The sequence below is a fragment of the Novosphingobium terrae genome, from assembly GCF_017163935.1.
Classification (GTDB): domain Bacteria; phylum Pseudomonadota; class Alphaproteobacteria; order Sphingomonadales; family Sphingomonadaceae; genus Novosphingobium; species Novosphingobium terrae.
Map to the genome: position 1 here is coordinate 4020735 of NZ_JABVZR010000001.1, position 13184 is coordinate 4033918.

Annotated in this window: 15 protein-coding genes; 10 read left to right on the plus strand and 5 right to left on the minus strand. The window is 64.9% G+C overall.

The window, feature by feature from the left end:
* Positions 1 to 15: 15 nt before the first annotated feature.
* From HGK27_RS17890 to HGK27_RS17935, 10 genes are all read left to right on the plus strand, one after another.
* Positions 16 to 849 carry an NAD(P)-dependent oxidoreductase gene (locus HGK27_RS17890; protein WP_241127281.1) on the plus strand — a complete coding sequence of 278 codons (834 nt, stop codon included), beginning with the start codon at positions 16 to 18 and terminating at the stop codon, positions 847 to 849.
* Positions 850 to 906: 57 nt separating this feature from the next.
* Positions 907 to 1935 carry an amidohydrolase family protein gene (locus tag HGK27_RS17895; protein ID WP_206242350.1) on the plus strand — a complete coding sequence of 343 codons (1029 nt, stop codon included), beginning with the start codon at positions 907 to 909 and terminating at the stop codon, positions 1933 to 1935.
* The gene (ligA, locus tag HGK27_RS17900) at positions 1928 to 2368 is read left to right on the plus strand and encodes a protocatechuate 4,5-dioxygenase subunit alpha (RefSeq protein ID WP_206242352.1); all 441 of its coding nucleotides are present in this window, start codon (positions 1928 to 1930) and stop codon (positions 2366 to 2368) included. The genes HGK27_RS17895 and ligA overlap by 8 nt, the downstream gene beginning before the upstream one ends.
* Before the next feature lies 1 nt (position 2369).
* Positions 2370 to 3212, plus strand: coding sequence for a class III extradiol dioxygenase subunit beta (locus tag HGK27_RS17905; protein WP_206242354.1), 843 nt, complete (start codon positions 2370 to 2372; stop codon positions 3210 to 3212).
* Positions 3213 to 3223: 11 nt separating this feature from the next.
* Positions 3224 to 4183 carry a Gfo/Idh/MocA family oxidoreductase gene (locus HGK27_RS17910; RefSeq protein WP_206242355.1) on the plus strand — a complete coding sequence of 320 codons (960 nt, stop codon included), beginning with the start codon at positions 3224 to 3226 and terminating at the stop codon, positions 4181 to 4183.
* Positions 4180 to 5184 (plus strand): aldo/keto reductase, encoded by a 1005-nt coding sequence (locus HGK27_RS17915; RefSeq protein ID WP_241127282.1) that lies wholly within the window; start codon positions 4180 to 4182, stop codon positions 5182 to 5184. The genes HGK27_RS17910 and HGK27_RS17915 overlap by 4 nt, the downstream gene beginning before the upstream one ends.
* A gap of 134 nt (positions 5185 to 5318) precedes the next feature.
* The gene (locus HGK27_RS17920; protein WP_241127283.1) at positions 5319 to 6557 is read left to right on the plus strand and encodes a glycosyltransferase family 2 protein; all 1239 of its coding nucleotides are present in this window, start codon (positions 5319 to 5321) and stop codon (positions 6555 to 6557) included.
* 1 nt (position 6558) lies between these two features.
* The gene (locus HGK27_RS17925; RefSeq protein WP_206242359.1) at positions 6559 to 7263 is read left to right on the plus strand and encodes a class I SAM-dependent methyltransferase; all 705 of its coding nucleotides are present in this window, start codon (positions 6559 to 6561) and stop codon (positions 7261 to 7263) included.
* Positions 7264 to 7683 (plus strand): GtrA family protein, encoded by a 420-nt coding sequence (locus HGK27_RS17930; protein WP_206242360.1) that lies wholly within the window; start codon positions 7264 to 7266, stop codon positions 7681 to 7683.
* Positions 7680 to 8783, plus strand: coding sequence for a glycosyltransferase family 4 protein (locus tag HGK27_RS17935; RefSeq protein ID WP_206242362.1), 1104 nt, complete (start codon positions 7680 to 7682; stop codon positions 8781 to 8783). The genes HGK27_RS17930 and HGK27_RS17935 overlap by 4 nt, the downstream gene beginning before the upstream one ends.
* A gap of 223 nt (positions 8784 to 9006) precedes the next feature.
* Here the strand turns inward: HGK27_RS17935 and HGK27_RS17940 are convergent, their stop codons facing one another.
* From HGK27_RS17940 to HGK27_RS17960, 5 genes are all read right to left on the minus strand, one after another.
* Positions 9007 to 9543 carry a demethoxyubiquinone hydroxylase family protein gene (locus HGK27_RS17940; protein ID WP_206242363.1) on the minus strand — a complete coding sequence of 179 codons (537 nt, stop codon included), beginning with the start codon at positions 9541 to 9543 and terminating at the stop codon, positions 9007 to 9009.
* A gap of 3 nt (positions 9544 to 9546) precedes the next feature.
* Positions 9547 to 10017: a disulfide bond formation protein B gene (locus HGK27_RS17945; RefSeq protein ID WP_206242365.1), complete on the minus strand. Its 471-nt coding sequence runs from the start codon at positions 10015 to 10017 to the stop codon at positions 9547 to 9549.
* An 11-nt stretch (positions 10018 to 10028) separates the two neighbouring features.
* Entirely contained in the window at positions 10029 to 11390 is a 1362-nt protein-coding gene (locus HGK27_RS17950; RefSeq protein WP_241127284.1) for a S41 family peptidase, read from the minus strand.
* A 123-nt stretch (positions 11391 to 11513) separates the two neighbouring features.
* Complete coding sequence (locus HGK27_RS17955) at positions 11514 to 12740, minus strand: murein hydrolase activator EnvC family protein (protein WP_241127286.1); 1227 nt, start codon at positions 12738 to 12740, stop codon at positions 11514 to 11516.
* On the minus strand, positions 12740 to 13162 hold the full coding sequence (locus HGK27_RS17960) for a 23S rRNA (pseudouridine(1915)-N(3))-methyltransferase RlmH (protein WP_068091992.1): 423 nt from the start codon (positions 13160 to 13162) through the stop codon (positions 12740 to 12742). Before HGK27_RS17960 ends, HGK27_RS17955 begins: the two co-directional genes overlap by 1 nt.
* Positions 13163 to 13184 lie beyond the last annotated feature (22 nt).

Sequence of the window (13184 nt, forward strand, 5' to 3'; positions counted from 1 at the left end):
GGCAGGTCCGGCGGCATGACGCTCAACCCCGCCACCTCGCTGCCCCTATCGCTCGCCCTGATCGGCTTTGGCGAGGCGGGGGAGACCTTTGCCAGTGCTGCCGGATGGCGCGCGGGCAATGAACTCAACGCGGGGGCCTGCGATCTGAAGTCCGAGCGACTGGCTCAGGCCCAGACGCTGGGGCTGGGCACGGGTGAGGCCAAGGCCGTGCTGACCGGCGCCGATCTGGTGCTGTGCCTCGTCACCGCCGATGAGGCGCTGCCTGCCGCCGTGGCCTCCGCGCCGCTGCTGCCCAAGGGCTCGATCTGGTGCGACGGCAATTCGGTGGCACCCGGCACCAAGCGCGCCGCCGCCGAGGCCATCGAGAAGGCGGGCGGCATCTATGTCGATATGGCGATTCTGGCGCCGGTGAATCCGGCCAAGCTCGATGTGCCGCTGCTGCTGAGCGGCGCGGCGGCGCAGGATGCCGCAAAGCTGCTGGCCCGCGCCGGTTTCCGCAACATTCGCGTGGTGGGTGACGAGGTGGGCCGTGCCAGCGCGATCAAGATGATCCGCTCGGTGATGGTCAAGGGCGTGGAAGCGCTAACCGCCGAGATGATGATGGCCGCCCAGAAGGCAGGCGTGGTGGACGAGGTTATCGCCTCGCTCGACGCCAGCGAGAAGCCCAGGCCCTGGGCCGAAAAGGCCGCCTACAACATCGAGCGCATGGTGACTCACGGCGCGCGCCGCGCCGCCGAAATGGAAGAGTCGGCCAAGACTCTCGAAGGACTCGGCATCGAGCCGCTGATGACCAGCGGCACCGTCGCCCGCCAGCGCGAGATGGCCGGGCGGAAAGACCGTTTGATCTGAATCCGGTTGAGCATCGCTCACCGAAACCGCACAAATTTCGAAGGGAAGGATAGCAACGTGACTTTGGTGATCGACTGCCACGGGCATTACACCACAGCGCCTGACGCCCATACCGCATGGCGCGACGCGCAGAAGGCTGCTTTCAAGGCTGGCGAGGCGGCACCCGCCTATCCCGCCATCAGCGACGACGAGATCCGCGAGACGATCGAGAAGAACCAGCTGCGCCTCATCAAGGAGCGCAAGGCGGATCACACGATCTTTTCGCCGCGCGCCTCCACCATGGCGCATCATGTCGGCGATCAGCAGGTCAGCGAAAGCTGGTCGATCCATTGCAACAATCTGATCGCCCGCGTGGTGGAGCTGTTCCCCGAGACCTTCACCGGCGTCTGCCAGCTGCCGCAGAACCCGCAGAGCGATCTGTCGGTCTCGATCAAGGAGCTGCGCCGCTGCGTTGAGGAGCTGGGCTTTATCGGCTGCAACCTCAACCCCGATCCGGGCGGCGGCCACTTCACCAGCCCGCCGCTCACGCACGAATACTGGTTCCCCATGTATGAGGCGATGAGCGAGCTGGACGTGCCCGCGATGATCCACGTCTCGGGCAGCTGCAACCCGGCGCAGCATGCCACCGGCGCCTTCTACATCGCGGCGGACACCATCGCTTTCATGCAGCTGCTGGAAGGCGATCTCTTTGCGCGCTTCCCCAATCTGCGCTTCATCATCCCGCATGGCGGCGGCGCGGTGCCCTATCACTGGGGGCGCTATCGCGGTCTGGCCGATATGCTCAAGAAGCCCGCTCTGGACGGGCATCTGATGAACAATGTGTTCTTCGACACCTGCGTCTACCATCAGCCGGGCATCAACCTGCTGAACGAAGTGATCGAGACCAAGAACATCCTGTTCGGCAGCGAAATGGTCGGCGCGGTGCGCGGCATCGACCCCACCACCGGCCAGTATTTCGATGACACGAAGCGTTATATCGACGCTCTGCCCGTCACCGACGAGCAGCGTCATGCCATTTTCGAAGGCAATGCCCGCCGCGTTTTCCCGCGTCTGGATGCCAAGCTGAAGGCCATGGGCCATGTCTGAGATCAAGGGCACCATCGGCCCGGTCGGCAATCAGGACGACATCGCGGAATATCTGGAAGAGCTGGAGGATATCCCCGGCACGCGCGTCTACACCGCCGCGCGCGCCCGCAAGGGCTACTGGATCAACCAGTTCGCGATGAGCCTGATGAAGGAAGAGAACCGTGCCCGCTGGCGCGCGGACGAAAAAGCCTATCTCGACGAATGGCAGATTTCGGACGAAGCCAAGCAGGCGCTGCTCGACCGCGATTACAACCACCTGCTCGATCTGGGCGGGAACATCTATTTCCTCGCCAAGGTCTTCTCGACCGATGGTCTCAGCTTCCTGCAGGCGGTCTCCACCATGACCGGCATGAGCGTGACCGAATATAAGGCGATGATGGATGCCGGTGGGCGCTCGCCTGAAGGCGTGCGATCCATCAAAGGAGGCTATTAAGATGGCGCGGATTACCGCCGGTGTCGGCTCCAGCCATATCCCTCTGCTGGGTGTGGCGGTCGATCAGGGCAAAACCACGGATGAGTATTTCACCCCGATCTTTTCGGGCTATGAGTGGACCAAGGAGTGGATCAAGGGCGAGAAGCCCGATGTGATCATTCTGGTCTACAACGACCATGCCTCGGCCTTCGATGCCAACATCATCCCCACCTTCGCCATCGGCACGGGCGAGCGTTACAAGCCCGCCGATGAGGGCTGGGGCCCGCGCGAGGTGCCCGATGTGATCGGCGAACCCGATCTGGGCTGGCACATCGCGCAGAGCCTGATCCTCGATGAGTTCGACATGACCATCATCAACGAGATGGATGTCGATCACGGCCTGACCGTGCCGCTGTCCATGATGTTCGGTCAGCCCGAGGCATGGCCGGTCAAGGTCATTCCTCTGGCGGTCAATGTCGTCACCTATCCCGTCCCCACCGGCAACCGCTGCTGGCTGCTGGGCGAGGCGATCAAGCGCGCCGTGGAAAGCTATCCGGAAGATCTCAACGTGCAGATCTGGGGCACGGGCGGCATGAGCCACCAGCTTCAGGGTCCGCGCGCCGGCTTGATCAACGCCGACTGGGACAACCAGTTCATGGACGGTCTGATCGGCACTTCCGACAAGAACCGCACCATCCCCCATATCGAATATCTGCGGGAAACCGGCAGCGAGGGGATCGAGATGGTGATGTGGCTCATCATGCGCGGCGCGCTGGGGGCCGAAACCCGTCTTCTGCACCGCCATTATCACGTGCCCTGCAGCAACACCGCTGTGGGCCATATCGTTCTTGAACCTGTTACCTGAGGATTGCTCCCATGAGAATCGCAGTCGTTGGCGCCGGTGCTTTCGGTGAAAAGCATATCGATGGCCTGAAGAACATTCCCCACGCCGAGGTTGCGGTGGTGGTCTCCAACTCGCTGGAAAGCGCTCAGAAGGTGGCCGACAAGTTCGGCATCGCCGAGGCCAGCGATGCCTATGACGAGGTGCTGAAGCGCGACGATATCGACGCGGTGATCCTCGCCACCCCCACCCAGATGCATGCCGCGCAGGCGATTGCCGCCATGAAGGCGGGCAAGCATGTGCAGGTGGAAATCCCCGTCGCCGACAGCTGGGCGGATGCTCAGGAAGTGCTGCGCGTGCAGCAGGAAACCGGCAAGGTCTGCATGGTGGGCCACACCCGCCGCTTCAACCCCAGCCATCAGTGGGTGAAGAACAAGATCGACGCGGGCGAGTTCAACGTGCTGGCGATGGACGTGGAAACCTTCTTCTTCCGCCGCAAGAACATCAACGCCAAGGGCGAGCCGCGCAGCTGGACCGATCATCTGCTGTGGCACCACGCCGCCCATTCGGTCGATATCTTCCAGTATATGACCGGCGCCAAGGTGGTGAAGGCCAACATCCTGCAGGGGCCCAAGCACCCCGAGCTGGGCATCTCGCTCGACCAGTCGATCCAGCTCAAGACCGACAAGGGCCAGATCCTGACTCTGGCGCTGTCGTTCAACAATGACGGTCCGCTGGGCACCTTCTTCCGCTACATCGGCGACACCGGCACCTACATCGCCCGTTACGACGATCTGGTGAACGGCAAGGAAGAGCCTGTCGATGTGTCGGGCGTGGCCGTCTCGATGAACGGCATCGAGCTGCAGGACCGCGAATTCATCGCCGCCATCACCGAAGGGCGTGAGCCCAACAGCTCGGTGGCCGGCGTGCTTGACTGCTATCGCGTGCTGGGCGAACTGGCAGCCAGTCTGGAAGAGCAGGACGGTTGGTCATGATGCAAGCTGTGGCGGTTGAACGGAATCTGGGGGGCACGTCGTTGCCTCCCATCGGGCTGGGTTGCATGTGCCTGTCATGGGCCTATGGCCTGCCGCCCTCGACGGAGGAGGGCATCGCGCTGCTCCACCGCGCAATCGATCTGGGATACCGCCACCTCGATACGGCCCGGCTCTATGGGCTGGGCCGTAACGAGATCCTTGTCGGGCAGGCGCTGAAGGGCAAGCGTGACAAGGTCTATCTGGCCAGCAAGATGGGCATCATCGTCGATGATGCCGGTCGCCGCATCGACTGCAAGCCGGAGACCATCCGCGCCGAGGTCGAGAAGAGCCTGACCGCGCTGGAGGTCGATCATATCGACCTCTATTACATGCACCGCCGCGATTTCACCGTGCCCATCGAGGAGTCGGTCGGCGCGATGGCGGATCTGATCGCCGAGGGGAAGATCGGCGCTATCGGCCTGTCGGAAATGAGTGCGCAGACGCTGGAAAAGGCGGCCGCCACCCATCCCATCGCCGCGATGCAGACCGAATATTCGCCCTGGACGCGCAATGTCGAAATCGCCGTGCTGGAGGCCACCAAGCGCCTCGGCACCGCGCTGGTGGCGTTCTCGCCGGTGGCGCGCGGCGTGCTGGCCAATGGGCTGCGCGATCCCGCTCTGCTGGCGGAAAAGGACATTCGCCGCCCCATGCCGCGTTTCTCCGCCTTCAACTGGCCGAAGAATCTGGCGCTGGTCGATGCCTTCAACGTGCTGGCCGAGGAAGCCGGTGTGACTCCCGCGCAACTTTCGCTGGGCTGGGTGCTGTCACGCGGGGAGCATGTCCATGTTATCCCCGGCACCACCAGCATCGCCCATCTGGAAGAGAATGTTACCCGCGCGGATTGGCGCCCCGATGCCGATCTTGCCGCCAAGGTGGACGCGCTGATCAACCAGCAGACGGTGGCGGGCGGGCGCTATGATGCCGTGACCCAGCGCACCATCGAAACCGAGGAATTCGCCTGAACGGGCGAAACGCGGGGTAAACTCGCCTAACATCCTCTGTTCTTGCCGCTTTGTGCCTGTTAGGCAGGCCATGGGGCAAGACAGGGGATGGTAAAACCAGCCCGGCCACGCGCCCCATGGGGAGCAAGCCGGGTTTGAGCGAGACCATAACAGCCAGCCAGACTGATCAGGCCGCCCCGGCGATACAGCCGGATGTCTCGATCATCATGCCCTGCCTCAACGAGATTGAATCGCTGCCGCATTGCCTCGCCAATGCGCGCGCGGCGGCAGAGGCGATTCACGCCAAATACGGCCTGACCAGCGAAGTGCTGATCGCCGACAATGGCTCCACCGATGGCAGTCAGGCCTATGCGCAATCGCAAGGCGCCCGCGTGGTGCCGGTGCCCCGGCGCGGCTATGGCGCGGCGCTGATCGGCGGGTGTGAGGGCGGCTATGGCCGCTATCTGCTGATGGCCGATGCGGACGGCAGCTACAATTTCCTTGATGGCGTGGCGATGATCGGGCGGCTGGTGGCGGGCGCGGACCTCTGCATGGGCAGCCGCTTTGCCGGGGGCATCGCCAAGGGCGCCATGCCCTGGAAGAATCGCTACATCGGCAATCCCATCCTGACCGGTGTGCTGAATCTCTTCTTCCGCGCCGGCATCGATGACGCCCATTGCGGCATCCGCGCCATCACCAAACAGGCTTTCCTCGCCTGCCGCCTGTCCTCCACGGGCATGGAATTCGCCAGCGAGATGGTGATCAAATCCACCCTGCTGGGCCAGCGCATCGAGCAGGTGCCCGCCACCCTCGGCCCCGATCTGCGTGACCGCGCCCCGCATCTGCGCCCGTGGCGCGACGGCTGGCGGCACTTGCGCTATCTGCTGATGCTCAGCCCGACATGGGTCTTTGGCGTGCCCGCATTGCTGGCGATGCTGGCCGCCGCGCTGATCTTCAGCGTGGCCGGGCTTCACGATCTGCATCTGCTCCCCGGAGACGGCCCTTTCGGCGCCAGCTGGACCATTCTGGCCGGTTTCCTGCTGACTCTGGGCCATTTCTCCGGCCTGATGGCGGTGGCGACCCATTTTTACGGCGTGCGCAGCGGGTATCGCCGCCTGCGCCCCGGTTTCGACCGCTGGAGCGCCATCCTGACGCTGGAACACACGCTGATGGCCTCGCTGGCGCTGATCCTGCTCGCCGGGCTATGGCTGGGCGAGATCGGCATCCGCTGGCAGGGTGGAGGCTTTCTGGCGCTGCCCTCGGTGCTGCCTTTGGTGATGGCGCTTTCTATCGGCTCAGTGGGGGTACAAACCGCTTTGGGAGGCTTTCTGATCTCGATCCTTGCCGGGCATGACGCCAGCTTCGTACCGCCTGCCACAAGAGAGGCGCGCTGACATGCAGGAAAACGCCCGCCGCGTCGCCCCGCGCCTCTGGGATACCGACTGGCTGCAACTGCGCCCGCTCGCCCGCCTGCTGCGCGAGAAGGCGCAGGCCCATCTGCGCCCCGACGGCGTGATGATCGACCTTGGCTGCGGCACCATGCCCTATGCCGGGATGATGCGCGATCTGGGCTGGCACTATCAGGGCGCGGACATCGACGCCGATGCGGTGGCCAAGGGCAAGCTGCCCATCGGCGCCGATGGCCGCGTGCCCTTCCCGGACCATGGCGCCGATGCCGTGATCTCGGTGCAGGTGCTGGAGCATATCGCCGACCTCGACAGCTATTGCGCCGAAATCCGCCGCCTGCTGGCGCCCGGAGGGCTGGTGCTGCTCTCCACCCATGGCAGCTGGTTCTACCACCCCCATCCAGAGGATCACCGTCGCTGGACGCGCACGGGCCTCAAGCTCGATCTGGAAGCGCGCGGCATCATGGTGGAGGAGATGCACTCCATCTGCGGCCCTCTGGCCACCACCACCATGATCCGGCTGACGGCCTTTGCCTTCGTTATCAAGCGCATCCCGCTGGTGGGCAAGCCCATCGCCGGGCTGCTCTCCATCGTGATGAATCTGCGCGGGCTGGTGGAGGATGCCGCCACGCCCGCCGAGATGGGTGACGACAATGCCTGCATCTATCTGGTGCGGGCGCGGGTCGCCGCGTAAATGTCAATTGCTCGCACCGGCATTGCCTATGGTCTGGTGGCCGCCACCTGCCTTGGCCTGCACAATGGCATCATGATCGCCACCGATTGGGCGCTGCGCAAGCATGTATCCGATTTGACCGTGCTGGTGACGGGCTTTTTGATCTCGCTGCTTGTGGTCTCCATCGCGGGCTATCTGCTGCACAGCCGCTTCACCTTCCGCGAACCCACCAGCCTTGGCCGCTACCTGCGCTATACGCTGGCCATGAGCGCGAACACCCCCATCGCCTTCGCCGTGACATGGGTGCTGAAAACTCCCCTGCATCTGCCGATGGCACTGGCCGCGCCGATTGCCTCGGGCGGGATGATTCTGGTCAACTTCCTGATGAGCCGCTGGGCGATCCGCCATCCGGGACAAGATACAAAACCGGGCGCGCCATGACCCGCATCCTGACCGTCAGCCACTTCTACGAAAGCCACCTTGGCGGGCTGGAACGCGTCGCCGGCCACCTCGCCAGAGCGCTGGAACGGCAAGGCGCACAGGTCACATGGGCGGCCAGCACGCAAGACGCTGCCCCCTCAGATATCTCCACCCTCCCGCTGCCCTGCGCCAACCCCACAGAGGCGCTGAGCGGCCTGCCCATGCCTCTACCCGGCCCACGCGCCCTTGCCGCCCTGTGGCGCGCCGTGGGGCAAGCCGAGGCTCTGGTGGTCCACGACGCGCTCTATGTCACCAGCATCGCCGCCATGGTGATGGCCAAGCTGCGCCGCCGCCGCGTGGTGCTGGTCCAGCATATCGCCGCCATCCCCTTCGCCAGCGCCGCCATGCGCGCCCTGATGCGCCTCGCCAATGCGCTGGTGACCCAACCGATGCTCTCCGCCGCCGATGAGGTGGTGTTCATCAGCGCCACCGTGCGCAAGGACCTGCTGGGCAACCCGCCGCGCCGCACAGCCCATTTGCTGTTCAACGGCGTCGACGATTCAATCTTCCGCCCCGATGGCCCTTCTACGCGCCCCATGCCCGATGCATCGCGCTGCTGCCTCTTCGTGGGTCGCTTTGTGGAGAAGAAGGGGCTTTCCATCCTGCGCGCTCTGGCTCGCCAGCGCCCGGACCTCACCCTGCTGATGGCCGGAGACGGCCCCATCCGTCCGGAAAGCTGGAACCTGCCCAACGTCCATGTTCTGGGCCCTCAAAATGCCGGACAGCTTGCCGCCCTGTATCGCGGCGCCGACCTGCTGCTGCTTCCTTCCGTGGGCGAGGGCTATCCGCTGGTGATTCAGGAAGCCATGGCCTGTGGCCTGCCTGTCATCTGCGGCGCGCCCACGCATCTCGCTGATCCGGATGCCTCACGGTGGCTGCATGGCGTGGCGGTCGATCTCGGGAACGTGGACGGGTCTGCTGCGCGATGTGCCGAGGCGGTGGATGGCCTTGCCATTTCCCCCAAGGATCGCGCTGCAATGGCCGCCTATGCCGGGAAGGCCTATCGTTGGGATGCGATGGGGCAGGGGGTTTTGACGTTGATTTTGCAGAAGGAAAAGTAAGATGCGAGGGTCATAACCCTCGCGCTCCCTTTACTGTCTGCGTTGCGCCACGGGTTCAGCCTTACGCTCAGCTTGCCGCGCCGCAGGCAAGGTTTAAAGCCTGCGGCGCCCTAGATCGCGCAGGTGGAGAGCCCGGGCGCAACATTTCGGCGCCACCGCCCTATCGTCGGAAGACGGAATGGGAGCGCGAGGGGGTAACCCCCTCGCATCTTACCTTTAAACCTTAAATCCGCTCGGACAGAGCAATCGCCACCTTGCACCCCAACCGGATCGCGCCCGACAGCAGCGGATAGGCCGGAGCCTTCTCCGCCCCCTGCTCGAAGGCGATATCGCGGTGCTCACGCTCTTCATCGCGGGCCTTGGCGATCTTTTCGGCGATCTCGGGTTCGTCCTGGCCCAGCTCTTCCAGCTGCTTGGTGTAATGGAGATCGATCTCGGTCTCGACGGCAGCGGTGCAGGCCATGGCAGCTTCAGGGCCGATCAACGCCGTCGCCGCGCCCAGAGCAAAGCCTGCCACATGCCAGAAGGGCTGCAACAGCGTCGGCCGCGCGCCGCGCTTAACCAGAAACTCATCGAACCATTGGCGGTGGACGACTTCCTGCTCCATCATATGGGCGATGCGGCCACCGTGAGGGCCACGGTCTCCCATCACCGCCATCTGGCCCGCATAGATGCGCACCGCGCCATATTCGCCCGCCTGATCGACGCGGATCATCCGCTCGACGGCTTTGGAGAGGGGCTTTTTGACCGGATCAGACATGGTTCACGCCTTCTTGCCGCGCAGCAGCAGCGCGAACACGCCCACCGCGCCCAGAGCCGACAGGATAAAGTTGAAGCCCGCCAGCGAAATGCCGAAAATCTTCCACTGCACCACATCGCAGCGGATGATCGGCGCGTTCATGATCGCGGCCAGAGGATCGCCGCCAGCGCCGAAGTTCACCAGCGTGGTGCATTCGGTCAGCCCCTTGAACCAGCCATATTCGACACCCGCGTGGTAACCGCCGATCAGCGCCGAAACCGCAATCGCCAGCCCGGCCAGCGCCACAAACAGCTTCTTTGCGGGCAGCACAAAGGCCGCCACAGCAAAGGCAATTGCCGCGAAATGCGCATAGCGCTGCCACCAGCACATCTCGCAGGGGAACAGCCCGCCCCAGTACTGGAAGGCATAGGCGCCGCCCACCAGAGCCACCGGCACCACCAGCGCCAGTGCGCGGGCCTGAGTCACATTTGCCATCGACGGTGATCCTATTTCGCGGCCTTGGGCTGAGACGGCAGGCCGCCGGTGTGCTTCAGGGTTTCCTCCGCATACCACAGCTGGAAGTCCTTGATGCCCTTGGCCTTCAGTTCATCGGCGGTCATCTTGAAGCGCGGATCGTCCTTCAGGTCGTTTTCCAGCTTCTTGTCGTCGATGCCGGCCTCGTTGACGAGGTGGCGGGCCAGATCGCTCTCGCGCTCGGCCAGTTCGTTGCGGCGGCGGGCATCGGGATCGGTCAGCTGAGGCACGCGGATGTCGGGATGGATGCCGCCCTCCTGCACCGAATGGCCGCTGGGCGTGTAGTAGCGCGCGGTTGTCAGCTTGACAGCATGATCCTTGTCGAGCGGGATCATCGTCTGCACGCTGCCCTTGCCGAAGCTGCGCTCACCCATGATCAGCGCGCGATGCTGGTCCTGCAGCGCGCCCGCCACGATCTCGGAGGCCGAAGCCGTGCCCGCATCGATCAGCACGATGATCGGCATGCCCTTCACGGCATCGCCGGGGAAGACGGTCTCGGCATGCCAGACGGCGTTTTCAGAGGCCACACGGCCCCGCTGCGAGACGATATCGCCCTTCGTCAGGAACAGATCGGACAGCGCCACGGCCTCGTCCAGCTCACCGCCCGGATTGCCGCGCAGATCGAGGATATAGCCGGTCAGCTTGTTGCCCGATTGCGCACGCAGCGTCTGGATCGCCTGATAGACATCGCGCCCCACATTGGTGGAGAACTCGTTCACCGAAATCACGCCGACGGTGCCGTCCAGCTGCGAGGTGACGGGTTTCAGATCGATGGTCGCGCGCGTCACATTCACATCGAAGGTGCCGTCGCGGCCCGGGCGATAGATGGTCAGGCGGATGCTGGTGCCCGGAGGGCCACGCATCTTGTTGACCGCATCATCCAGATCGCCGCCATAGATCAGCTTGCCATCGAGATGCGTGATGTAATCGCCCGGCTTGATCCCGGCCTTTTCGGCGGGGCTGCCCTTCATGGGCGAAACCACCTTCACCGTGCCCTCATCCATCACCACGGAAAGGCCAAGGCCCTGATAATTCCCGTCGATCATGGTGCGCAGCCGGTCGAGGCTGGAGCCTTCCAGATAGGCCGAATGCGGATCGAGGCTGGCCAGCATGCCGTCGATGGCGCCCTTCACCAGCTTGTCGTCATCGGTCTGATCGACGTAATTGGCCTTCACCAGCCGATAGACGTCGAACAGCCGCCCGAATTGCGGCGCCACGCGCCCATCCACTGCCGACAAGGCCGCCGTGGTGGCCGGCACCAGCGCCACCGTGCCCAGCAACAGGGCGGCACGAAAGGTAGTGGCAAGACTGGAGCGCATCCCGTTCAAACGCATTTCGGGGCCTTTCAACTGCTTTAAGGATCGAGTCTAGCGGCTCGCAAGCGCCAGCGCCAGATGGATCAAGGTGTTAACCCCCGTGATGTTCCTGAATTGGTTTTCGCCTTGCCCAAAAGGCCATCAGCGCCGCACAATCTGGTCAAGCGGATTGGCTGGCTGGCCATCCTTGCGCAGTTCCAGCCCCACCACCGGGCGGCCCGGCCCGGCGAGTCCCAGCGGCGCGCCCGCCACCAGACGGTCCCCCACGCGCACATCGACGCGGCCAAGGCCCGTCACGAGGCTGGTCCAGCCGCCGTCATGCTCGATGATGGTGATCTGGCCATAGCCGGGATAGGGCCCGGCGAAAGCGACACGCCCCGGCGCGGGCGTCACCAGTTGCGCGCCCGCAGGCACGGCCAGCGCAATCCCGCGTGACACGCCGCCATTGTTGCTGGCGCCGAAACCGGTCACCAGCCGCCCGGCGACCGGCAGAATGTAATCGGCCAGATGGGCGGGGGGAGGGGTGTGGTCCTCCTCCTCGCTGGCCTGCGTGGTTTCGGGGCGGTCTGGGCGGATGATCGGGCCGGGCAGGTGGGCCAGCTTCTCACGCAGGCCCGCGGCCTTGTCCAGAGTATCGAGCAGGCCACCCAGATCGCGCGCCTGTTCGGAAAGCGCCAGAGCATGTTCGGCTTCTCGATCCGCGCTGCCCGAAACATCGCGCGCGGCCAGACGCTGGCGCGTTTCCAGCGCGGAGAGCGACTGCTTGCGGTTGTTCAGATCCTGCCGCCCGGCAATCAGCGTGGCCTGCGCCTTGCGCTGCTGCGCGGCGAGGGCGCGCGCCTTGTCGATCTCCTGACGCAGCGCTGCGGTGCGCTGGCGCACCTCGGGCATCATCGTGGCGAGCAAGGCGCGCAGATGCGCCGCATCCTGCACCGATCCCGGGCGCAGCAAGGACACGATCAGCGGACGACGCGAGAGATGCTGCAAAGCCCCCGTCAGCCGCAGCAGAGGCTGCTGACGGCGGGCCAGCGTGGCGGACAGCGCCGCGCGTTGCTGCTCGATCAGGCGGATGCTGGCTTCATCGGCGGCGATCTCGGCTTCCGCCTGCTGGATACGTGCGGCGACGGCGGCGGCTTCGCGCGCGGTATGGTCGGCGGCGGCGTTGGCATTACGCGCATCGGCTTCCAGCTTTTCGGCACGGACGCCGGCGGCCTGCGCGGCGGCTTTGGCGTCGAGCAGCTGGCGGCGGGCCTGGTTGGGATCGTCACCCGCCGTCAGGCCGGGGATCGCGCCCTGCCCCATGGCAACGCCAGCGACACCGGCCATCACCGCCACACTCACCGTCGCGATCCACGCAGCTCTGCGCATCACCCCGCCCGATGGTAGGGATGGCCGGCCAGAATGCTGGTCGCGCGCCACAATTGCTCGGCCAGCATGGCGCGGGCCATCATATGCGGCCAGGTCATGGCGCCAAAGCCCAGCAGCAGGTCGGCATGGGCGCGCGCCGCATCGCCGTGCCCATCCGCCGCGCCGATCAGGAAGCGGCATTCACGCACACCATCGTCACGCCAGCGGCCCAGCAGCGCGGCGAAATCCTCCGAAGAGATCTGCTTGCCGCGCTCGTCGAGCAGCACATTGCGCACCGGGGTCTGATGCGCGGGGATCGCGCCGCCGCGATCGGGCAGCTCGGTGTGCTTCACCGGCCAGGCGATGCGCTTGAGGTAGCGCTCGACCATCTCCCCCTCGCTGGAGCGGCCAATCCGCCCCCGCGCGATGATATGCAGCAGCATGCGCCCCCTATCCTTTGCGCAT